The organism is Candidatus Thiodictyon syntrophicum, from assembly GCF_002813775.1.
Lineage (GTDB): Bacteria > Pseudomonadota > Gammaproteobacteria > Chromatiales > Chromatiaceae > Thiodictyon > Thiodictyon syntrophicum.
The window spans coordinates 1,947,501-1,969,910 of the sequence record NZ_CP020370.1 but is presented as its reverse complement, the minus strand read 5'-3'; the positions used below and the strand labels follow the sequence as shown (position 1 = coordinate 1,969,910).

13 protein-coding genes and 2 rRNA genes (1 of these 15 cut by a window edge) are annotated in these 22,410 nt (G+C 65.9%); 2 read left to right on the top strand and 13 right to left on the bottom strand.

Annotated elements, in window-relative coordinates; genetic code table 11:
• Positions 1 to 9 precede the first annotated feature (9 nt).
• On the bottom strand, positions 10 to 4,878 hold the full coding sequence (locus THSYN_RS08385; protein WP_100918730.1) for a beta strand repeat-containing protein: 4,869 nt from the start codon (positions 4,876 to 4,878) through the stop codon (positions 10 to 12).
• Positions 4,879 to 5,375: 497 nt separating this feature from the next.
• On the opposite strand from THSYN_RS08385, the gene THSYN_RS08380 reads away from it, so the two are divergent.
• Complete coding sequence (locus THSYN_RS08380) at positions 5,376 to 6,104, top strand: response regulator transcription factor (protein WP_216644713.1); 729 nt, start codon at positions 5,376 to 5,378, stop codon at positions 6,102 to 6,104.
• 41 nt (positions 6,105 to 6,145) lie between these two features.
• On the opposite strand, the gene THSYN_RS08375 is transcribed toward THSYN_RS08380, so the two are convergent.
• The 3 genes from THSYN_RS08375 to rpoE form a co-directional block, all read right to left on the bottom strand.
• Complete coding sequence (locus tag THSYN_RS08375; RefSeq protein WP_100918728.1) at positions 6,146 to 7,177, bottom strand: MucB/RseB C-terminal domain-containing protein; 1,032 nt, start codon at positions 7,175 to 7,177, stop codon at positions 6,146 to 6,148.
• On the bottom strand, positions 7,161 to 7,712 hold the full coding sequence (locus tag THSYN_RS08370) for a sigma-E factor negative regulatory protein (protein ID WP_157817528.1): 552 nt from the start codon (positions 7,710 to 7,712) through the stop codon (positions 7,161 to 7,163). Before THSYN_RS08370 ends, THSYN_RS08375 begins: the two co-directional genes overlap by 17 nt.
• Before the next feature lie 92 nt (positions 7,713 to 7,804).
• On the bottom strand, positions 7,805 to 8,383 hold the full coding sequence (gene rpoE / locus THSYN_RS08365; protein ID WP_100918726.1) for an RNA polymerase sigma factor RpoE: 579 nt from the start codon (positions 8,381 to 8,383) through the stop codon (positions 7,805 to 7,807).
• Positions 8,384 to 8,617: 234 nt separating this feature from the next.
• Between rpoE and nadB the strand changes: the two genes are divergently transcribed.
• Positions 8,618 to 10,276 carry an L-aspartate oxidase gene (nadB, locus tag THSYN_RS08360; protein WP_100918725.1) on the top strand — a complete coding sequence of 553 codons (1,659 nt, stop codon included), beginning with the start codon at positions 8,618 to 8,620 and terminating at the stop codon, positions 10,274 to 10,276.
• 149 nt (positions 10,277 to 10,425) lie between these two features.
• Here the strand turns inward: nadB and THSYN_RS08355 are convergent, their stop codons facing one another.
• The 9 genes from THSYN_RS08355 to THSYN_RS08315 form a co-directional block, all read right to left on the bottom strand.
• On the bottom strand, positions 10,426 to 11,373 hold the full coding sequence (locus tag THSYN_RS08355; RefSeq protein WP_100918724.1) for a hypothetical protein: 948 nt from the start codon (positions 11,371 to 11,373) through the stop codon (positions 10,426 to 10,428).
• A 162-nt stretch (positions 11,374 to 11,535) separates the two neighbouring features.
• Entirely contained in the window at positions 11,536 to 12,447 is a 912-nt protein-coding gene (locus THSYN_RS08350; protein WP_100918723.1) for a hypothetical protein, read from the bottom strand.
• Complete coding sequence (locus THSYN_RS08345; RefSeq protein ID WP_100918722.1) at positions 12,444 to 14,390, bottom strand: ATP-dependent DNA helicase; 1,947 nt, start codon at positions 14,388 to 14,390, stop codon at positions 12,444 to 12,446. Before THSYN_RS08345 ends, THSYN_RS08350 begins: the two co-directional genes overlap by 4 nt.
• Before the next feature lie 41 nt (positions 14,391 to 14,431).
• A complete protein-coding gene (locus THSYN_RS08340; protein WP_236848827.1) occupies positions 14,432 to 15,484 on the bottom strand; it encodes a hypothetical protein in 1,053 nt (350 codons plus the stop codon).
• 69 nt (positions 15,485 to 15,553) lie between these two features.
• A complete protein-coding gene (gene mrcB, locus THSYN_RS08335; protein ID WP_100918720.1) occupies positions 15,554 to 17,992 on the bottom strand; it encodes a penicillin-binding protein 1B in 2,439 nt (812 codons plus the stop codon).
• A 186-nt stretch (positions 17,993 to 18,178) separates the two neighbouring features.
• The gene (locus THSYN_RS08330; protein WP_236848826.1) at positions 18,179 to 18,931 is read right to left on the bottom strand and encodes an ABC transporter permease; all 753 of its coding nucleotides are present in this window, start codon (positions 18,929 to 18,931) and stop codon (positions 18,179 to 18,181) included.
• A gap of 32 nt (positions 18,932 to 18,963) precedes the next feature.
• Complete coding sequence (locus tag THSYN_RS08325; protein ID WP_100918718.1) at positions 18,964 to 19,902, bottom strand: ABC transporter ATP-binding protein; 939 nt, start codon at positions 19,900 to 19,902, stop codon at positions 18,964 to 18,966.
• A gap of 180 nt (positions 19,903 to 20,082) precedes the next feature.
• A 5S ribosomal RNA gene (gene rrf / locus THSYN_RS08320) occupies positions 20,083 to 20,198 on the bottom strand.
• 95 nt (positions 20,199 to 20,293) lie between these two features.
• A 23S ribosomal RNA gene (locus THSYN_RS08315) occupies positions 20,294 to 22,410 on the bottom strand (it continues 770 nt past the right edge of the window).

Below are 22,410 nucleotides of genomic sequence, written 5' to 3'. Positions count from 1 at the left end.
TTGAACACCCTAGCCACCGGCATCGGTGGTGGTAGTGCCGACCTGGGCGTTGCTACTGTCGAAGAGCACGACATTGACGCCGGAGACACCCGCCTCGGCGCCGTTCTGGATGCCGTCGTTCGCCACCCCGCCAGTGCCCGCACCGTTGTCGATCCACACGCGGTTGCCGATGGCGACCAGGGTGTTAGCGGCAACGAAGCCGAAGTCGTTGGTGGCGTTGACACTGTTGTCCAAGAGCGTGCCCGTATAGCCGGTCTGGTCCTCACCCGTGGGCATGGTCCCCACCGCCAGGGCAAAGGTATTGCTGCGAATGCCGTTGGTGGTCGGCGCGGCGTTGTCGATGCCGTTATCATTGAGGTCCGTGACCGTACCGCTGTCGGCACCCGTGCTGCTGAGATAGCCTTGCAGCGGCTGGCCTGCGCCGAACGCGCTGGCCGGGATCTTGACGTAATAACTGCCCGGGGCCAGGTTGTCGAAGAAGTAGTAGCCGTTGGCGTCGGTGGTGGTGCTGCGGACCTGGGTGTCACTGTTGTCGAAGAGCAGGACCGTGACGCCGGAGACTCCCGCCTCGCTGCCGTTCTGGATACCATCGTTGGCGGTCCCACCGCCGGCGCCATCGTCGAACCAGACCCGGTTGCCGATTGCCACCGCCTGGAGGTCCAGCGTCGCCGTTGCCGGAGACTGGTTGGCCCCCGCACTGGTGTCGAGCGCGCTGGCGGGGATCACGTTCGGATAGCTGCCGGCCTGGGCGCCGGTAACCAACACCGCAATGGTGCAGCCGCCGGACGGGATGCTGGCCCCGTTGGCGTATTGGATGGTGTTGCCACCGGGCGCCGCCGTGACGCTGGCCAGGGTACAGGTCCCGGACAGGCCGTTGGGGCTGGCCACCTTGAGCGTGCCGGGCAGGGTGTCGGTCAGGACCGAGGCCAGGGTAATGGCGCTGGCATTGCTGTTGCCCAGGGTCAGGGTCAAGAGGGAGGTCGCGCCCACGTCGATGGTCGTGGGGCTGAAGGACTTCGCGACCGTGGGTGGCTGCAGCACGGTCAGGGTATTTGTCGCGGGTGCTGTGTTTGTGACCCCTTGCGTCGTCACCAGCGCGTTGGCCGGAATGGTGTTCAGGTAGTCACCCGGCACGTTACTCGCCACATCCGCCTGGAATGTGCAAGCCCCGCTGGCCGGCACCGTCGCGTTGGTCAGCGCAATGCTGCTACCCGCCACCAGGGCTGCCACAGCGCCGCCAGAACAGGTCGTCGAGGCATTGGGTGCGCTGGCGACCGACAGGCCCGACGGCAGGTTGTCGGTCAGGGCCACCCCGTTCAGGGTCTGGGCGTTCGCATTGGTAATGGTGACCGTCAGTGTGGAGACCTGACCCGCCTTGACCGGTGCCGGGCTGAATGCCTTGGTGATGACCGGCGGGTTCAGGACGTTCAAGGTCGCAACCGCATCGTTCGGACTCTTGAAGCCCTCGTTGGAGGTGACTGTGTCCTTGGGGATGGTATTGGTATAGGCGCCAAGCGCCGACGCCGTCACGTCGACCTGCACCAGGCAGTTGGTATTGGGTTGGATGGTCGCGCCGGCCAGAGTCACCTGGGTGGCATTAGCGGCCGCGGTCACAGTCCCGCCGCCGCAGTCGGTAGAGGCATTGGGGGTCGGCGCCACGGTCAGTCCGGCCGGCAGGCTGTCGGTAAAGCTCACGCCAGTCAAGGTCGTGTTCGGCTGGCTCGGGTCGCGAGTGCTGAACAGGCGGATCTTCAGGGTCGCCGTCTGCCCCGCCGAGATACTGGTGGGCGTGAAGCTTTTGGCTGCGCCCAATCCCTGGAGGGTGGACAGTGTCGCGGTGGTCGCCAGGCTATTGGTGTAGCCCTGGGTCGTGCTGACCGCAGCCACGGGAATGGTGTTGATCAGGTTCAGGAACTTCACCGAGGTCGTGGTCACAAAGACCGAGCAGGTCGAATTGGCCGCGAGCGTGGCACCGGACAGGCTGATGGAACCGGCGCCCGGTACCGCGGTGACCAAGCCATTGGTGCAGGTAGTGCTCGGGTTTGGCACCGCATAGACCTCGATACCGGTCGGGAAGGTATCGGTGAAGCTCACGTTATCCGCGCCGGAGGGGGAGCCGATCGGGTTGGTAATATCGATCCGCAACACGGAGGGCTGACCGCCGGTGACGATCACCGGGTCAAATGACTTATTTATCGCGATGCTGGTGGCGGTCTTGCCCAGGGTGGCGCTAATGACAGCCGTGTTGGCCGGTCCCTCTGCGCTGGTAACATTGCCCACCGGGATCGTGTTGGGCCAATTCGTCGGATTATTGATCGCCTTGACATCGAACAGGAACCGACAGTTACCGCCGATGCCGATGTCCGCACCGGTAAGGGATGCGCTGTTCGTGCCGGGGGTGGCGGTCAGGACCGGCGTACCCGCGCAGGTGGTGGTGGCATTGGCCGGGGAAGCGACCTGCAAGTTCGCGCCCAAGGGGTCCGTGATGGACACGCCGGTCAATGGCCCCGATGAAAAGTTGGTCACGGTGACCGTGACCCGCGAGACCCCATTAACGGCGACCGAGGTCGGGGAGAACGACTTGGTACCGGTGAGCCCGGTGGTAATGCCCAGATTCGCCGTGGCCACAGCCGGATTGGACACGCCCTCGGTACTGGTCAGTGCCCCGATCGGAATGGTATTGGTGTGAGTGCCGACCGTACTGCCGGTCACGTTGACCTTGAAGTTGCAACTGCCGCTGGCGGGAATGGTGGCACCAGCAATGCTGACACTTTGGCTGCCGGCGCTCGCCGTCACGGTACCGCTGGCGCAGGTCGTGCTAGTACCCGGGACCGCCGCAACGACGACATTGCCGGGCGATGTCGGCAGGTTGTCGGTCAGCCCGGCATTGGTGATGGGCGTCGCCGTCGCATTGGTCAGGGTCACCGTCAATTGCGAGGTCTGGCCCTGGGCCACGGACGTGGGGCTAAACGCCTTGGTGACTGAGGCCCCCGCGATGACGGTCACGTTCCCCGAACTAACGGCATTGGTATTGCAGATCGATCCGCTGCAAATAGAATTGACAGGAATCGAGTTGTTGAAGGTCCTTCCGATTGTGGTATCGATTGGCGGGATGGCGCGGAAGGTGATGGTGCAGACTCCGGGGTTGCCTCCGGCGATGGTCCCTCCCGTCCAGGTGAGGGACGAGGCGCCGGGGGTTTCAGTCCAGGTCCCGCCGCTACAGCCCACGCTCGCGGTCCGGTTGACCGGGTTGGCCAGGACCATCTGGAATCCACCGGTGTCCGACAGCGGCAAGGTGTCGGTGAAATTGACCCCGGACACCGGCGTCGCCGACCAGTTGTTGATGGTGACGGTGAAGGTGGTCGGCTGTCCGGCCGCCACCGATGTCGGGCTGCTGCTCTTGGCGACGGTCAGGGCGCCGTTGACCGTCAGCGTCGCGGTCGCCGCGGGACTGGCCAGACTGCCCGGGTTAATGACTGCGTTGGCCGCAATGGTATTGACGTAACTGCCGGACGCAGCGGCTTGCACCGGGACCTGGATGCGGCAGCGCCTGGTACCCCCTGTCTTGCCGACCACGGCGTTGACGATGGTAATGGACGCGTCCCCCTGAGTCAGGGCCGGGCTGAAGGTGCCGTTGGTGCCGCCGCCGCTGGTAACACAGTCGATCGTCGGAGGGTTTGTCGTCAGGTTGCCGACCGTTAAGCCGGTCGGCAGCGAGTCGGTGAGACTAGTAACCGTAAGCGTATTGGCAGTGCTGGCATTGGTAATGTCAATGCGCATGACGCTGTTCTGGCCCACCCCGACCGTGGTGGTGAGAAAGCTCTTGGCCAACCCGATCGGGGAGTTGATGACTTCGTTCCTGGAGAACACCGGACTGGTCAGACCGCGGGTATTGCCGATGGCCCCGGCGGCCAGCGAGTTGGTGAAGGTCTGCGTGGTGTTGGTGCCAATCGAATTGACCACCACCTTCACCGACAGGGTGCAGGTTCCGCCGCTGCCGCTCGCGCCACCGATGGTGCCGCCGGTCAGGATCAGGGACGTATCCCCGGCGTTGGGCGAGAAGGCCCCATTCACAGCCCCCGTCCCGGTACAAACGACACTTGACGTGGGCGCCGGTGCCACCACCATGCCAACAGGGAGTGTATCGGTGAAAGTGGTCAGCGGCATCGTGGTGCCGTTGGAGGCCGGATTCGTCAACACGATGGTCAGCGTGACCGGCTCCCCAACCAGCCCCGGCGAGGGCGCGAAGGTCTTGGACCCGGTCGGCGGGCTCAGACCGCGCACCGAGAGCGTGGCAACCGCGTCAGTGGTGTTGGTAATGACCACCGTATTCTCAGTGGCCTGAAAGCCGCTGGTCGTCCCGCCCGGGGTGAAACCGTTGCTCGGCCCGTTCTTGGGGATGGTATTGATCCAGTTGCCGGCGACGGTGGAGACCACGTCCAGCTCGTAGTAGCACAGGCCATCCACCGTACCCGTGCCGGCGGGTATGGTACCGCCGTTCAGGATGATCTGGGAGGCGCCCGGGGTGGCGGTGACACTGGTGAAGCCGCAGGTATCGGTTGCGTTCGTCGGGCTGGAGATCTTGATGTTCGCCGGCAGGTTATCCGTCACCGCGGCGGCGGTCAGCGGAACCAGGGAGGCGTTGACGACCGTAATACGAAAGCGGCTGATATTGCCCGGGTCGATGGTCGCGGGCGTGAACTGCTTGTTGATGGTGGCAGTCGCCAGGGCCTCCGAGGTCCAGCCGATGGTAGTCGTCAGCAAGAGCAGGAAGATTGAGAAATACCGCATCGGAGGCCAGTGGAAAGCCCCACCGCCGCCGAGGTCTGCCACCGACGGCAGGCGCGCCAGCCAATTTCTCTTGTTCGCTTTGGTCATTGCTGCCCCCTGTGCTGGTGAGTCGATCCCGGTGAGTCGGCGGGCAACCGCTTCAGCCCTTGGCCAGGACCCGCGTGCGGATGTGCCCCTGTGATCGGGCCGGACCGGAAGAGTGCTGTGAAACGTTTCATCGACGCACCTGAGCGGTGAAGCCGAAGTCGTAGGACAGACCTAGGGTGGACCACTGGCACAACCCAGGTGCGACCGCCACCTCAGATAATAACATTCGTGACTCGGCGGGAAATAGACGCAGGCTTAACGTATGCTTAACAGGACCTGAATGGATGCTTGCCGCGCTCCCCGGCGGTGCCGGTCCGGGCGCTCCGGCGGTCGAGACGGAACAGGGCGGCCGCGCGTTCGGGGGCACCCCGCCGTCTCCCGGGACTGCGGCGGCCGGTCACCGCGGATCGCGCGCACAGCGCACTGACGAACGCCGGGAGAGGGGCCTGCTCGAACAGGCCGTACAGCGAAACGTGTACAACGAATGCGAGACGCAGATGACAACGAGAACCAGGCCCATGCCGAACACCGGCGCACGCACCCTGCTGGTCGATGACGACCCGACCTTCCGCAACCTGCTGGAACATATCCTGCTCGACCACGGCTACCAGGTGCGTACCGCCGGGTCCGCGGCCGAGTTGCTGCGCCAGGCGGATAGCTGCGACCTGATCCTGCTGGACCTGGGATTGCCGGACGAGGACGGACTGGTGCTGCTGCGCCGTTATCGCACGCAATGGCGGGCGCGCGTGGTCGTGCTCAGCGGGCGCTGCGATGCCGAAAGCCGCCTGGGCGCGCTGGAACTGGGCGCCGATGAGGTGCTGACCAAGCCCTTCAGCCCGCGGGAGTTGCTGCTGCGTCTGGCCCGCCTGGTGGAGCACCCGGCCGAGCGGCCCGGCGGGGCGCCGACGCCGGTCTTGTGTTTCGGCGGTTGGCAGTTGGATCTGTCCGGCCGCCACCTGTGGAGCCCGCTGGGGACGGAGGTGTGCTTGAGTCGCGGCGAGTTCGAACTGCTGCGGGCGCTGGCCGAGGCCCGGGGCGCGGTGGTCGCGCGGTCACGGCTGGAGGACCTGCTGCCGACCCGCGGGGACCCGCACCCCGGCACCCTGACCGTGCTGATGCATCGGCTGCGCCGGAAACTGGCCGTGGATTGTGCGGATGCGCCCGCCCTGGAGACCTTACCGGGGATCGGCTACCGGCTGCGCCCGGAGGCCGCGGCACGCGCCTGAGAAACCCGGTCCGCGGCGGAACGCGCAACGCCGCGCCGGCTTTATGGCGGTGCGCCGTCCGCCGCCCACCCAAGCCCCGCCACCGCGGCGGCCACGGTGGCGGCCGGGACCTCCCCCACCGCGGTCACCTGATGGCCGTTCACCAGGCCCCCGGCGGCGTGCACGGCCCCGATGCGGGTGCCGCCGCGCAGGCCGTCGGCGGCGCCGGGCTCGATGAAGAGCGAATAGGAGGAGAGTTGGTCCGAAAAGACGAAGTGCTCGACGGCCGCCCCCTGTCCATCCTCCATCAGGTCGTGCGCGGCGAGTTCAAATCCCGGGGGGCGCCCGTCGAAGCGCCATCGGGTCGGGGCCGGTGGGGATTGGGGCAAGGTTTCAGGCGCACCCGCGGACCGTGCCGCGGACCCTTGTGCGGCCGCCGCTGGCGCTGCTGAGGGGGTCTCGCTGCCGAGGTCGATGGAGGTGAACAGCAGTTGCTCGATCGCCTCGCCCTGAGCATTGATCAGATCGGACTTCAGCGGCAGGCCGGTGGCCCGGTCCAGATAGAATTGATAACCGTAGCGCAGTTGGTCGCGGGGGCGGATCATCAACACCGAGGCGTCGCGCCCGGCCACCCGCGCCGCGCCCCGGACCTCAATGTGATAGCGGCCGGCCAGGGCAACGGGGTCGATTGGCCCCGTCGCCGACCGGGAGGGTGCAGCGTGGCGCGCGACCGAGAGCGGCTGGGCATCCGGCAGCAGACAGGTCACCCGGTCGCGCTCGCGGTCCAGGGTCCGTACCGGACCGCTCAGGGACACCAAGCGTTCCTGGACGCGGCCCTGCGCGATGCGATGCGTCAGGTACAGGGTCTCGAGCCGGTTGTCGATCAGATAGACCAGGGTGCCCTGGTAGTCCAGGGTCCGCAGGGCCCTGGTCATCCGCTCCAGCAACCGGGCGGCCTGGACGGTCGGTTCATCGTCCGCGCGGGCGCCGCGCGTGCCGACGGCAATCCCCAGGGACAGGACCCAACCCAGGATCAGGACCCAGGGCCACCGGCGGCTACGCCATGGTGATCGGTCCCTAGCGAGGCGCTGCATAGCCGATAAGCGTCGCGTAGGGGAGCATTCCCCGCACACCGGAAGCGGGCGCGGCCTCCTGATGGTTCACGAGAAACCGATCCAGGGTGCTCTCCAGGTCACTACGGTCCGTGTCCCAACGGCGGACCGCGGGTGAGTGCCGCGATACCCCCCCGGCCACGGTGTCAGCGGCCGCACGCGGGGACGGCGCCTCCCGGTACCGACCGGGCACCACGAACAGGGTGAGGACGGCGGCGGTCGCGGCCAGCGCCGCGCCGGCAAACAGGGTGCGCCACGCACGCGGGCGCTCCACGGCGACCTGCCGCGGCGGGCCGTTCGGCACGGCGTCCGTGCGCGCCCGCACCGCGGCGGCGACGCCGCGCACCTCGCGGCTCACCTGCTCCCCGCGCAGGACCTGTCCGATCAGGTGGTAACGCTCCCAGGTCGCGCGCAACCCGGGGTCAGGCCCGAGGGCCGCGTAGAACGAGGCAATGTGGTCGCTGGGCAACTCGCCATCGATCAGGGTGGACAACCGGGTTTCTTGCGCAACATTCATGGGTTCATGCCATCGGTTCATGCCATCGGTTCACGCCAGGACACAGGTCAGACTCGGGTTGCCGTCCCGGGGCGGCACCCCCGGTTTGCGTTTCAGGATTCCAGGAGTGGACGCAGCCGCTTGTCGATGGCCTCCCGGGCACGAAAGATCCGGGACCTCACGGTGCCGATCGGGCATTCCATGGTTGCAGCGATCTCCTCGTAGCTCATCCCCTCGAGCTCGCGCAGGACGATGGCGGTGCGCAGGTCCTCGGGCAGGGCCTCGAGCGCCTGCTGCACGGTGCGCGCGATCTCGTCCGTCAGCAACTGCCGCTCGGGGGTGGCGCTCTCACGCAGACGGCCGCCCCCTTCCAACTGCTCGGCCGTCTGCGCATCCACGTCGTCCGTCGGCGGGCGTCGGCCCTGGGCAACCAGATGGTTCTTTACCGTGTTGACGGCGATCCGGTAGAGCCAGGTATAGAAGGCACTCTCACCGCGAAAACCCGCGAGCGCGCGATAAGCCTTGATGAAGGCCTCCTGGGTCACGTCCAGGACCTCGCTCTGGTCACGGACATAGCGGCCGATCAAGTTGGCCACCTTCTGCTGGTATTTCAGCACCAGCAGATCAAAGGCCCGCTTGTCTCCGGCCTGGGCACGCAGCACCAGGGCCTGATCGACGCCGCGTTCAGACACGGGCGCCGACCGGCACGCTGGTCTGCCCCGGGGCCAGCCCTGGCTGCGATGGCATGGACAGTTCCTCGCTGGGTAAGTTCGCTGATCCTCCCAAAATGCGGCCGCGCGCGCCCAAAAAAAAGCGCGAAGCCTTGATCCAGGCCATGAAATGAGTGAGTGTAGGGGACCGTCGGACCGCCCCTGGTCCGCCCACCCATGTCCGTGCCTTCGGCCGATCCGCCAACGAGCCCAGCTATGAACGAGACCGTCCACCGTCATGATGTACTGATTCTGGGCAGCGGCGCCGCGGGCCTCAGTCTGGCCTTGCGACTGCGCCCGGACCTCTCCGTGGCCCTGGTCTCCAAACGGGCCCTGGACGAGGGCAGCACCCGCTACGCCCAGGGCGGAATCTCCGCGGTATTCGACGCCCAGGACTCGCTCGCCTCCCACGTCGAGGATACCCTGCGGGCCGGGGCCGGCCTGTGCGACCCGCGGGTGGTGCGGCAGGTGGTGGAGCGCGGCCCTCACAACATCCGCTGGTTGCTCGACCAGGGGGTAGCCTTCACCCGCGGCGAGGAGTACAGCTCGGCCGGCGGCTATCACCTCACGCGCGAGGGCGGTCACAGCCACCGGCGCGTCGTCCATGCGGCCGACGCCACCGGCGCGGCGGTCGCCCAGACCCTGGAGTCGCGGGTGCGCGAGCGCCCTGGGGTGGGCCTCTTTGAACAGCACATCGCAGTGGACCTGATCACCTCCAGACACCTGGGCCGGGCCGACACCCCGCGTTGCGAAGGCGCCTATATCCTGGACCTCGCCACCGGCCTGGTGGAGACCTTCCTGGCACGCTTCGTGGTGCTTGCCACCGGCGGGGCCAACAAGGTCTATCTCTATACCAGCAACCCGGACGTGTCGACGGGGGACGGCATCGCGATGGCCTGGCGGGCCGGCTGCCGGGTGGCGAACATGGAGTTCATGCAGTTCCACCCGACCTGTCTCTATCACCCGCAAGCGCGTTCCTACCTGATCTCCGAGGCCCTGCGCGGCGAAGGGGCGCAACTGCTCCTGCCGGATGGAGAACGCTTCATGCCGCGCTTCGACGCGCGGGCGGAACTGGCCCCGCGCGACATCGTGGCACGCGCCATCGACCACGAGATGAAACGCCTGGGCAGCGCCTGCGTCTACTTGGACATCTCCCATCGCCCGGCGGATTTCGTCATCGGTCACTTCCCGACCATCTACGCCCGCTGCCTGGAACTCGGCATCGATATCACGCGCGAGCCCATCCCGGTGGTCCCGGCCTCGCACTATACCTGTGGCGGCGTCATGGTGGATCACCAGGCCCGCACCGATCTGCCCGGGCTCTATGCCAGCGGTGAGACCGCCTACACCGGTTTGCACGGGGCCAACCGGATGGCCAGCAACTCGCTCCTGGAGTGCCTGGTCTATTCAGAGTCGGCGGCGCAGGACATCGAACACCAGATGAACAAGCGCCCCGCGCCGCCGGCGGCCCCGCCGTGGGACGAGAGTCGCGTGACCGAGCCCGACGAGGAGGTGGTCGTCACCCACAACTGGGAGGAATTGCGCCGCTTCATGTGGGACTACGTGGGGATCGTGCGCACCAACAAGCGCCTCCAGCGGGCCAAGCGGCGGGCGGACCTGCTGCGCCAGGAGGTGATCGAATACTACAGCAACTTCCGGGTCAGCAATGACCTGATCGAGTTGCGCAACCTCCTCGATGTGGCCGATCTCATCATCACCTCGGCCTTGCGCCGCCGCGAGAGCCGGGGCCTGCATTACACCACCGACTTTCCCGACAAAGACCGCAGTCAGCGCTCCCCCACCATCCTCATCCCGGACGGTTATCGTCCCCGCGGGAGCGGCCGCAGCAGGAACGCGGGGGCGAACCGCACATAAGGAACGGTTCACTGTCGCGGTCGTTGTCGTTGTCGTTGTCGTAATCGGAGAAGCGATACAATTTGGCGTGCGAGAGAATCCGGGGCGCTACGACAACCTCGATTACGACAACGACAACGGTGCGACAAGCATTACCTAATGGACTCGTATCAGTGAACCATTCCTAGTTTCGCCTGCTCCAATTGCTCAAAAAACTCAGCAGGCGGCAGCAGTACCCAACCCCGCAACCCCGCGTCCAGGGGATTGGGGTGCCGCCGCGGCGGCTGGTCCTGCCCGATGTCGACGACATAGAGTCCCGTTTCCCCGTGCAGTCCCCCGTGGGGGTCCTCCAGCAGCGTTGCCCCGGCCCAGCGACCCAGCCCCGCCAGTACCGCGCTGCTGCGCACGGCACGCCCGGCACGCTGCTCGGCCAGACCGAACAGGAGCAACTGTTTGTACTCGAACGTGGCATCGACAGCCGGCGGCGCGCGCCGCCGGGGCCGTCCGGGCGCGGGCCCGGTGACCCGCCGAACCATCAGATAGACATAGAGATCGTGCAGATCCCGCCATGTATCGACCGGCACCGGACAACCCCACAGCGCCGCATAACGCAGCTGCCGGGCGCAGAATCGGAACAGGTTGTGCAGGGCCCAGTCGCGCCGCCGCACCTGGCGTTCCTCCTGGGCCGGGGGGCCGCGATCGAGTTGGATGAGTGCCTGATGAAGATTCTGGAACATCAGCCGGTACAGCCGCTGTTCCAGCTTCACCCCACGCGGGCAGGCACCGTCGGCGCCGGCGTCCGGGGGCTGCCCCGGCCCTGACCAGGACTTGGGCAGTCCCGCGCAGGTCTTGAGCACCGGCCCTTTCAGCAGGCGCAGAATCGACAGGCGTCGGAAGGGTGACAGTGTCGCCCGGCGCAGACCCGCGAGCGCCAGGAGCAGGGCCGGGCCTGCCTGACGCACACCCGCCGCACGCAAGGAGCCGAGCCAATCGCGCACGACCGCAAGGTCCGCGTGAAAGCACTGCCAGGTGAGATTGCACGCAGCCGACGCCGCCGACGGGGAGTCGGCGCGCGCGGCGACGCCCAACGCGGGCAAATACCCGATGCTGCCGTCCATAACGCGTCTGGCCTTCATTATTCTGATAGGCCAAATGCTAGCCGAAACGGGCCGACTAAACCTGCGTACTATTGAGCACTTTGGACATCCCGACCCCCGAGCGGTGGCCGCTCGACCAAGAAAACGTCATCGCGTTCGACGGGTTGAGCACCCCGCCCGGATTCAGCCGGCACCGCGGGGATGAGGCCCCGCCCGGGCGGCAGCGAGCGCGGCCAGGAACCCGGGAGGCAGGCGCAGCACCTTGGCCCGGCTGACCGGCCCCAAGGCCCCCGGGACCAGGCGCGCCGGTGCATCACTTGAGGCCTCCACGAGGTAGGTACCCAGCACTCCGCAGTAGCCTACCGGATCGTGGAGTTCAGCTACCTGCACCCAGGTCGAGAACGACCCTTCCGCGGTCGGGACGAGCAAGGCGTGAGCGCCCTGTTCGGCACAGAGACCGATCATGAGGAGCCGCTTGTACATGGTCTGCGGATCCTCGGCGGCGGCGGCCACGCTCTGCGACCCGGTCGGCCCCCGACTCACCGCCTCGTCCGCACCGCCGCGGCCCATATCCATCCGATTGGTGGAATAAGAAAACAGATCGTGAAGTTCCTGCCAGGTGTGCCGGGGCCAGGTCTGGCCCCAGCGGGCACCCAGCTCGATCTGGCGACCCAGGCAGAGGTACATCTCCCCGACCACCCAGGCACGCTCCTGATCGTGGTCCCCGAGGCCCCCGCCGCCGCGATCCAGATCGTGCAGTGCCCGCTTGAGGTTCTTGAAGGTAAGAGCCCACAGGCGCTGCACGAGCGGCAGGGGTGCTGCGGCCGGCCCCTGCGCGCCCCGGCGCGCCGCCGCTGGCGTCGGCAGATCATCGGCAATGTCACGGATCATGGTCATCACGGCACGCAGAATCTCGACCCGCCGCGGCCCGCCCAGCGGGACCCGCGCCAGCCGCTCCAGCTTGAGTATCAGCCCGACCAGGATCGGACAAAGTCCCTGGGTGCAGAGCCGCCCCAGCCATGCCTCGAAGGCCGGAGAGGCGAACTCGCGGGACCTCCGCTCGCTGCCGACGGCCGGATGACGGCTGGCGTTCATTGGTCGGCAGCCGCCGTCGGGCCCGGCGGCGGCGCCGACGCCACCCCGAAAAAGGCGCGCACCCGTTCGCGCTCCCGGGTGCGCGCCATCGGCGGCAGACTGGCCAGGAAGGTATGTCCATAGGAGCGCCGCAGCAGCCGGGGGTCGCAGACCACCAGAACCCCACGGTCGCTGCCTCCCCGGATCAGGCGCCCTGCCCCCTGTTTGAGCGCGATCACCGCCTGCGGCAACTGAAATTCAGCAAAGGGATTGCCGCCCCGGCGCCGCAACGCCTCGATGCGCGCCGCCAGGACCGGATCGCCCGGCGAGGCGAAGGGCAAGCGGTCGATGATGACACACGACAGGGCCTCACCGGGAACATCCACCCCTTCCCAAAAACTCGCGGTGCCGAGCAGGACCGCATTGCCCAGGTCACGGAACCGGCGCAGGAGTTCGCCCCGGGGGGCGCTGCCCTGCACCAGGATCGGGAAGGGGATGCGCCCCGCCAAGCCGTCCGCCACCTCGCGCAGCGCCCGATGACTGGTGAAGAGCAGGAAGGCGCGCCCCTGGCTGTAACCGACCAGTTCACACGCCAAGTCGAGCACCGCGGCGTTGTAGCCTGGGTCGGCGGGCTCCGGCAACCCCCGCGGCACGAACCAGAGGGCCTGGCGGGCATAGTCGAAGGGGCTGTCCCAGCGGGCGGTCGTCGCGCCCTCGATACCGAGTTGACTGGCGAAGTGCGCGAAACTGTCGCCGACCGCGAGCGTCGCCGAGGTGAACACCCAGGCGCAACGCTGCCGCTCGAACTGTTGGCGAAAGACCGCGGCCACCTCCAGCGGTGTCTGATGCAGGCGCAGGCCGCGACCCTGGACCTCGAACCAGCGGACTTGGTCAGCGGCGACGGGAGCGGTGAGCAACGCCAGGCGCGTCGCCAGTTCGTGCGCGCGGCCCAGGCAGGCATCCAGGCCCTTGCCCCGCCCCTGCAGGGCCTGGAGCCCCTGGGCCAGGGACTGCACCCGCCGCACGAGCGCGTCCAGGGCCCGCACCGGCTCCGGGTCGCAGATCAGGTCCTGCCAGGGACCCCGGCGATCGCCCTCACCCAGGCACAGCCGGAGATCCTGCGCGGCACGCCGCAGACCTGCTGCGCGCTCGGGCAATTCGGGTGCGTCGCCGGCCTCATGGCGATACTCAAGCTCCGTGTCCCGCGCCAGATCGAGCACTTGACGAGCGCTGACCAGCACGCCGAAAAAGCCGGCGGCGACCTCCGGGAGTTGGTGCGCCTCGTCCAGGATGAAGCAGTCCGCGCCTGGCAGGATCTCCCCGAATCCTTCGTCTTTGAGCGCGAGATCGGCGCAGAACAGGTGGTGATTCACCACTACCAGGTCCGCCGCCTGGGCCTCCCGACGCGCCGCGGCCAGGTGGCAGTCCTGCCACTGCCCACAGGTCTGGCCCAGGCAGTTGTCACTGGTCGAGGTTACCGCGGGCCACACCTGGGCATCCTCAGGCAGCGCCAGTTCCGCGACATCCCCGCGCCTGGTGGTCTTGGACCAGTCCTGGACCTGACGCAACTGGGCACGCAGTTGCGGATCATGGCGGGCGGGGTCCTCCAGCGCCAGGGCAAGACGATGGCGACAGAGATAATTTGCGCGCCCCTTGAGCAGCGCGGCGCGCACTGGGACCCCCAGCGCGTCGCGCACCTGCGGCAGGTCCCGGTGAAAGAGCTGATCCTGCAGGTTGCGCGTCCCGGTGGAGATCAACACCTTGCGTCCGGACAAGATGGCCGGGACCAGGTAGGCAAAGGTCTTGCCGGTACCGGTTCCGGCCTCACAGACCAAGGTTTCACGCGACTCGATCGCCCGCGCGATGGCCTGCGCCATGGCCTGCTGGGAGGCGCGGTGACTGAAGCCCGCGAGTCGCTGCGTCAGCAACCCAGCGGAACCGAAGACCTGGGCGAGGGTGGTCACTTGCGTCTGAACCTGAGTCGGCGCAGTACAACCGCAGGGGCTTAGTCGCCCCCGGCCCGTTGCTCCGCCTCACCGGCACCGACGGCGTCGCCGGTGCGCCGTTTCGCCTCGGCGATGATGCGCCAGTTATCCTTCTTGACCGTAGCCTGCCCGCCGGCATAGTCGTTTGAACGGGCAGCGAGTTGGCCCGCCTGGGCGGACAGCCCCTGCTCCATCCGCACCCGCGCCAGTCGATTCCACAGATAGGCCTCGCGCGGCGCAATCCGTAAGGACCGCTCCAGGGTCGCTGCGGCACCCGCATAGTCACCGCTTGAGCGCTGCTGCTCGGCCTGCCGCGCCAGACTGTCGGCGGCCGGCGCCAGACCGGTGGCCGGCTCGGCGGGCGCGGCGGGTGCCCGCGCGACCGGCGGCGCCTCCGCGACCCGGGTCGCCGGTTTGATCGGTGCCGGGGCAGGGTTCACCGGCGGCCGGGCCGCCGGGGGGGGCGCGGCGGCGGCCACTGCCCGCGGCGCCGGGGGTGGTGCGGCGGCAACCGCGACGGCTGGCCTTGCCGGTGCGGCCGGGACTGGCCGCGGGAGCGCTGCGGCCTTGGGCGGCGCGGCCTGCACCGCGGGGACCGCGACCTTTGGCGGCGCGGCTGCGGCAGTCTGCTTCAGTGCGGTCACTGCAGTGGGCGATTTGGGGGCGGCGACGGGTACCGACTTGGCGGTCGCTGCCGCGACCGTCGGCGGTTTCACCGCAGGCTGGGTCGGCACCAGGACCTTGACGACGGGAGCGGCGGCCGCCGGCCGCGACGCTTGGGCGACGGCCGGGGCCGCCGGCGCCTGCGGTGCGGGGGCAGCGGCCACTGCCGACGGCGGTTCCGGTTCCGGTTCCGGTTCCGGTTCCGGCTCAGACCCCGGCTCGCGGTAGGCATAGACCGCAGTCGCCTGCTTCTTGGATGCCGCGGGCTTCGGCGGCGCCTTGGCCACCGCTGCGACCACCACGGGTGCCACGGGGGCGACTTCGGCCGGCGTCGGCATCGCCGGCGGTGGCGAGTCCATCCGCGGTGAGAGGGTCACCACCGGCGCCGGCGGGCCTTCGCGCGGGCCCATCGCGCAGGCCGCCAATCCGCAGACCGGGAGACAGATGCAGACAAGGATTCGAGGGGCGTTGAACATCGGCTACGAATTGCTCAAGAAGAGATTTTCAGTCGGTGGCTGCGGCTTCGGCTGCGGCTGCGGCTTCGGCTTGGGAGCGGAGGTCGGCGCGGGGACCGCCGCGGGACGGGCCGCCGCGGGCGCTTGCGGCGGCTCATCGGCACGGCCTTTGGGCGCATCCGAGCGTTTCGCGGCGGACCGGGTGTCCGCCTTGTCCGCACACCCGCCGCCCGCCGGCCCACTACCCACGATATAGGGTATGCCGGATTGGCCGCAGGCACCCGACAGCACGACGCCCTCCGGGGGCGACTGCGTGAGTGGCTCGTTCGGGATCGCCAGCATGAACTCGGCCCAGACGCGCAGCGCCCCGGTACCGCCGGCAAACCCCGTGGGCTTGTAGTCATCACGCCCCATCCACACGACGGCGACCTTATCGCCGCTGAAACCGGCAAACCAACTGTCGCGCCCGTCGTCGGTCGTACCGGTCTTGCCGGCCATGGTCAGGCCGCTGGGCAGGCGATTGCCGAGCCACTTGGCGGTTCCCTGGCGGACCACCTGCTGCATCGCCCAGCCGGTCAGATAGGCCGCCCGCGGGTCGACCACCGCCTCCACCGCCAGGGGATAGCGGTTGAGCGGGCGACCGTTCACGTCCATCACCTCGCGGATCGCGCGCAGGGGGGCGCGGTAACCGCCCGCGCCAATCGTCTGGTAGATCTGGGCCACCTCCAAGGGTGACAGGGAGACGGACCCCAACATCATGGCCGGTACCGCGACAATCCGCCGTTGGGCACCCAGGCGATAGAGTGTTTCGGCCACCTCCTTGACCCCGATACTCATCCCCAGATTGACGGTCGCCAAATTCCAGGAATGCGCAAGGGCCTGATACAGCGGCACGGAGCCGTGGACCGAGTGATCGTAGTTCTGAGGCGACCAGAGATCACCCCCGATCCGCAAACTGTAAGGCTGATCCGGGATGTTGGTCGTCAGCGTATAGCGCTTGGGATTGGACAGGGCCGCCAGATAGACCGCCGGCTTCACCAGGGAGCCGATCGAGCGTACGGTGTCCAGGGCGCGATTGAACCCCGCGTAGCCCGCCTGGCGCCCGCCCGCCAGGGCCAGCACCTCACCGTTGGTGACCGAGGTGACGACCGCCGCGGTCTCCAGGGTGCCGACGCGCATCCCGTGTGACTTCTCCAATTCGCGCAGCCGTTTCGGCAGCGCGGCCTCCACCGCAGACTGAATCAGCGGGTCGAGCGTGGTGAAGACGCGCAGACCCTCGGAGCGCAGGTCCTCGTCGCGATAGTCACGTTGCAGTTGGCGGCGCACCAGTTGGATATAGTCGGGGTACTCGCCGGTCGGCCGCCCGCCCCCGTCGCGCAGCCCGAGCGGCGCGGACTTGGCCAGGTCACCGTCGGCGGCGCCGATGACCCCGTCGCGCACCATCACGTCGATCACCAGGTTGCGCCGCTTCAGCGCCGCCTCCGCAAACCGCCGTGGATCCAGACTGGAGGGGGCCTGCACCAGACCGACCAGCAGCGCGGCCTCCGCAATGCCCAGCTCGTCGAGGTCGCGGTTAAAGAAGAAGCTGCTCGCAAGGCCAAATCCGTGGATGCCGCGGCTACCGTCCTGGCCCAAGTAGATTTCGTTGGCGTAGGCCTCCAGGATGTCGTCCTTGTTGTAACGCCACTCCAGCAGCAGGGCCATATAGGCCTCGTTGAGCTTGCGCGTCATCGTGCGATCGGCAGTCAGATAGAAGTTCTTGACCAGTTGCTGGGTCAGGGTACTGGCGCCCTCCACGACACTACCGGCACGGAGGTTGTGATAGCCGGCACGGATGATTCCGCGCGGATCGATCCCGCTGTGGCTGAAGAAGCTCCGATCCTCGACGGCCAGCAGGGTTCTTACCAGCAGGTCCGGCAGGTCCTTGCGCTTCACCAACACCCGGTCCTCGTTGTGGGTCGGGTAAATGCTCGCGATCAGCGCAGCCTCGAGTCGCACCAGGGCCGGCGCGGACCCGTCGCCTGCATCACGCAGGGCCGCCACCTTGGCATCCTTAAGATCCAGTTCCAGCAAGCGTCCCGGCTCCTCGCCGTCCCAAAAACGAAAACTGCGGGTGTGCACCACGAAGCGCCCGCCGTCCCGGCTGTAGGTCCCATCGGCCGTCGGGTCGGTCACCTGCCGATAATTCAGCCGCGCGAGTTCAGCGTCCAGCTGCTCGGGTGTCAAGGGCCGATCGACGTAGATCTCCAGCGGGCGCGCGAACACCCGGGCCGGCAAGGCCCAGCGTTTGCCCTCGAATTTCGCGCGCACCACCCGGTCGAGATGGACACCGTAGAGGGCACCCGCCAGGCCGACGGCGACGCCGACCAGCAAGGCCCACCGCAGCAGAAATCCGCTGATGCGGCGGCGCGGACGCGGGGGCGGATGGCGCCCGGAATGATCGGAAGAATAAGTGTTGGGCATCGTCACGGATAGGTTCCAGTCCGATCACGGCACCGGCGCCACGTGGGCCGCCCGGCGGTCATAACAGGGTTCCCGGGCGGACCGCAACGGGTCGGCGCATTTCCTGAAGGCTTCATCTGCTTATAGTCCCATGTGCAGTAGACGGTTACAAGCGCCGGCCACTTCGCCGGGCCGGGCCTGGCCTCATCAGGACTTGACGCCCACCCCGCGACGCAGCAACTCCAGGGCAAACAGGGCGAAGAACAGGATGAACGCGAGGATAATCCCAAAAGCCACTCCGAGAGGGATGTCACTGACCCCATGAAGACCGTAGCGGAAACCATTGACCATATACAGGACCGGATTCGCCAATGACATACCCTGCCAAAACTGCGGCAGCAAGTCGATTGAGTAGAAGACACCGCCCAGGTAAGTCAGGGGCGTCAGGACAAAGGTGGGGATGATCGAGATATCATCGAAGCTGTTGGCGAAAACCGCATTGATGAAACCGCCCAGGGCGAACAGGACCGCGGTCATGAGCAGCACCAGAACTGTAATGGCCGGACTGTAGACCTGGACCTGCGTAAACAGTGCGGCAACCAACATCACCACCGCCCCCACGGTGAGACCGCGCACCACACCACCGGCCACGTAACCGGCCAGGATCACCCAGTTCGGTGCCGGCGAGACCAGCAGTTCCTCCACGTAGCGGGAAAACTTGCTGCTGTAAAAGGAGGACACGACATTGGAATAGGAATTGGTGATCACTGCCATCAACACCAGCCCCGGAACGATGAAATCGAGGTATGCCAAGCCGTCCATGGGGCCGATCCGGCCACCGATGAGTTGACCGAAGATCACGAAGTAGAGGGTCGTGGTGATCACCGAGGGCAAGACCGTCTGCACCCAGATCCGCGTAAAGCGGAGAATCTCCTTGGAGACGATGGTCTCAAAGGTCACCCAATAGCGCCGCCAGGCCCGCGCATCCCGCCTCACGGCAGTAACCCCCGCTCCGTCCGCGCGCGCCCCACCATGTCCAGAAACAGCCGCTCCAGGCGATTTTGCTTGTTGCGCAGGCTGATGACCTCAATGCCGTTGCGCGACAGCGCATCGAACAGACCATTGATGGTGTGTTCGCGGTCCATCTCAACCTCCAGGGTGCAGTCATCTACATGGTTGAGCACGAATCCGCCCAATTGCGGCAATTCCGCCACCCGCCCCTTCAGGTTGAGCACAAAGGTCTCGGTGCGCAAGCGCGCGAGCAGGGCCGCGATGGTGGAGCGTTCAGTGATTTCGCCGTGATTGATGATGGCGATCGTGCGGCACAGGCTCTCCGCCTCTTCCAGGTAATGGGTAGTGAGAATGATGGTCGTACCTTGGGCATTCAAGTCCTTCAGGAAGGCCCACATGGAGCGGCGGATCTCGATATCGACCCCGGCGGTCGGCTCGTCCAGGATCAGCAGGCGCGGCTCGTGAACGAGGGCACGGGCGATCATCAGCCGCCGCTTCATGCCGCCCGAGAGGCGGCGCATCTCGGTGTCGCGGCGATCCCAAAGGTCCAGTTCCCGCAGATAGCGCTCGGCCCGCACCCGCGCCTCGTGCCGGGGGATTCCGTAATAGCCGGCCTGATTCACGACCACCTCAACCGCCGGCAGGAACAGATTGAAGTTAAACTCCTGGGGAACCAGCCCGATGCAGGCCTTCACGCCTTCCGGGTCAAGGTCCAGGTCATGATCGAAAACCCGCACGGTACCGGTCGTCTTGTTCACCAGCGAGGCAATGATGCCGATCAAGGTCGACTTGCCCGCGCCATTAGGACCCAAGAGCGCGAAAAAATCGCCCTCCGCAACCGTCAAGTCAACGCCGTTCAGGGCCTGTAGCCCGCCCTTATAGGTCTTGACGAGATGAGCAACGTCGAGAGCTGAGGTCATGAGGAGGATAGCGGGTCGGCATGTAACATAAAAGTGTAGGTAACGCGACCAGCATTCCCCGATCGACTGGTCTAAGGTATTGGTGAACCGCCGCCCTTGCAACCCGTGCAACCGCGCGCGCTGCGGCGCCGCCAAAAGAAAACCCCCGGGCCGTGAGGCGCGGGGGTTGTCAGGAAAAGGCCCTAGCGGTGACCTACTTTCGCATGGGGAGACCCCACACTATCATCGGCGATACACCGTTTCACTTCTGAGTTCGGGATGGGATCAGGTGGTTCCAGTGCTCTATGGCCGCCAGGAAAAACGTCAGTCACCCCGCCGCCGGCGGCATGACCCAATTTCGTGTGATCGTAAATGGCGCGTTGCGCTGTCACCCAAAGCACTTGGGTGTTATATGGTCAAGCCGCACGGTCAATTAGTACGGGTTAGCTCCACGCGTTACCGCGCTTCCACACCCCGCCTATCAACGTCGTGGTCTTCGACGGACCTTCAGGGACCTCAAGGGTCCAGGGAGACCTCATCTTGGGAGGGGCTTCCCGCTTAGATGCTTTCAGCGGTTATCCCGTCCGTACATAGCTACCCGGCAATGCCACTGGCGTGACAACCGGAACACCAGGGGTACGTCCACTCCGGTCCTCTCGTACTAGGAGCAGCTTCCCTCAAGTCTCCAACGCCCACGGCAGATAGGGACCGAACTGTCTCACGACGTTCTAAACCCAGCTCGCGTACCACTTTAAATGGCGAACAGCCATACCCTTGGGACCGACTTCAGCCCCAGGATGTGATGAGCCGACATCGAGGTGCCAAACACCGCCGTCGATATGAACTCTTGGGCGGTATCAGCCTGTTATCCCCGGAGTACCTTTTATCCGTTGAGCGATGGCCCTTCCATACAGAACCACCGGATCACTAAGACCTACTTTCGTACCTGCTCGACTTGTCTGTCTCGCAGTCAAGCACCCTTATGCCTTTGCACTCATCGCGCGATTTCCGACCGCGCTGAGGGTACCTTCGTGCTCCTCCGTTACACTTTAGGAGGAGACCGCCCCAGTCAAACTACCCACCATGCACTGTCCCTGACCCGGATCACGGGTCGAGGTTAGAACTCCGAACATACCAGGGTGGTATTTCAAGGATGGCTCCACGACAACTGGCGTCGCCGCTTCACAGCCTCCCACCTATCCTACACAAGTAGGTTCAAAGTCCAGTGCAAAGCTATAGTAAAGGTTCACGGGGTCTTTCCGTCTAGCCGCGGGTACTCGGCATCTTGACCGAGATTTCAATTTCACTGAGTCTCTGGTGGAGACAGTGCCGCCATCGTTACGCCATTCGTGCAGGTCGGAACTTACCCGACAAGGAATTTCGCTACCTTAGGACCGTTATAGTTACGGCCGCCGTTTACCGGGGCTTCGATCAAGAGCTTCACCTTGCGGCTGACCCCATCACTTAACCTTCCGGCACCGGGCAGGCGTCACACCCTATACGTCCTCTTGCGAGTTTGCAGAGTGCTGTGTTTTTAATAAACAGTCGCAGCGGCCTGGTCACTGCAACCCCCGTCAGCTCAGCCCGCAAGGAGCCTCACCTACCAGGGGCGTACCTTCTCCCGAAGTTACGGTACTATTTTGCCTAGTTCCTTCACCAGAGTTCTCTCAAGCGCCTGGGGATTCTCACCCTGCCCACCTGTGTCGGTTTGGGGTACGGTCACACATGACCTGAAGCTTAGAGGCTTTTCCTGGAAGCAGGGCATCAATCACTTCGCCCCCGTGGGGGCTCGTCATCACATCTCAGCATTGCCACCCCGGATTTGCCTAAGGTGACTGCCTACATGCTTAAACCGGCAACCATCAGCCGGCTGACCTAGCCTTCTCCGTCCCCCCATCGCAGTCATGCACGGTGCAGGAATATTAACCTGCTTCCCATCGACTACGCTTTTCAGCCTCGCCTTAGGGGCCGACTCACCCTGCGCCGATTAACGTTGCGCAGGAAACCTTGGGCTTTCGGCGCGGGGGTTTCTCACCCCCGTTGTCGTTACTTATGTCAGCATTCGCACTTCCGATACCTCCAGCAGACTTTACAATCCACCTTCGCAGGCTTACGGAACGCTCCCCTACCATGCCTTTACAGGCATCCGCAGCTTCGGTACATGGCTTAAGCCCCGTTACATCTTCCGCGCAGGCCGACTTGACCAGTGAGCTATTACGCTTTCTTTAAAGGGTGGCTGCTTCTAAGCCAACCTCCTGGCTGTCTGGGCCTTCCCACATCGTTTCCCACTGAGCCATGATTTAGGGACCTTAGCTGGCGGTCTGGGTTGTTGCCCTTTTGACGACGGACGTTAGCACCCGCCGTCTGTCTCCCGTGATTGCACTTCTCGGTATTCGGAGTTTGCATCGGTTTGGTAAGCCGGGATGGCCCCCTAGCCGAAACAGTGCTCTACCCCCAAGAGTGAGACACGAGGCGCTACCTAAATAGCTTTCGAGGAGAACCAGCTATCTCCGAGCTTGATTAGCCTTT

Bases quoted from the DNA above. Each gene is read 5' to 3' on its own strand.
- THSYN_RS08385 (WP_100918730.1), bottom strand. From the start codon at position 4,878: ATGACCAAAGCGAACAAGAGAAATTGGCTGGCGCGCCTGCCGTCGGTG.
- THSYN_RS08380 (WP_216644713.1), top strand. From the start codon at position 5,376: ATGACAACGAGAACCAGGCCCATGCCGAACACCGGCGCACGCACCCTG.
- THSYN_RS08375 (WP_100918728.1), bottom strand. From the start codon at position 7,177: ATGCAGCGCCTCGCTAGGGACCGATCACCATGGCGTAGCCGCCGGTGG.
- THSYN_RS08370 (WP_157817528.1), bottom strand. From the start codon at position 7,712: ATGAATGTTGCGCAAGAAACCCGGTTGTCCACCCTGATCGATGGCGAG.
- nadB (WP_100918725.1), top strand. From the start codon at position 8,618: ATGAACGAGACCGTCCACCGTCATGATGTACTGATTCTGGGCAGCGGC.
- THSYN_RS08355 (WP_100918724.1), bottom strand. From the start codon at position 11,373: ATGGACGGCAGCATCGGGTATTTGCCCGCGTTGGGCGTCGCCGCGCGC.
- THSYN_RS08350 (WP_100918723.1), bottom strand. From the start codon at position 12,447: ATGAACGCCAGCCGTCATCCGGCCGTCGGCAGCGAGCGGAGGTCCCGC.
- THSYN_RS08340 (WP_236848827.1), bottom strand. From the start codon at position 15,484: ATGGGCCCGCGCGAAGGCCCGCCGGCGCCGGTGGTGACCCTCTCACCG.
- mrcB (WP_100918720.1), bottom strand. From the start codon at position 17,992: ATGCCCAACACTTATTCTTCCGATCATTCCGGGCGCCATCCGCCCCCG.
- THSYN_RS08325 (WP_100918718.1), bottom strand. From the start codon at position 19,902: ATGACCTCAGCTCTCGACGTTGCTCATCTCGTCAAGACCTATAAGGGC.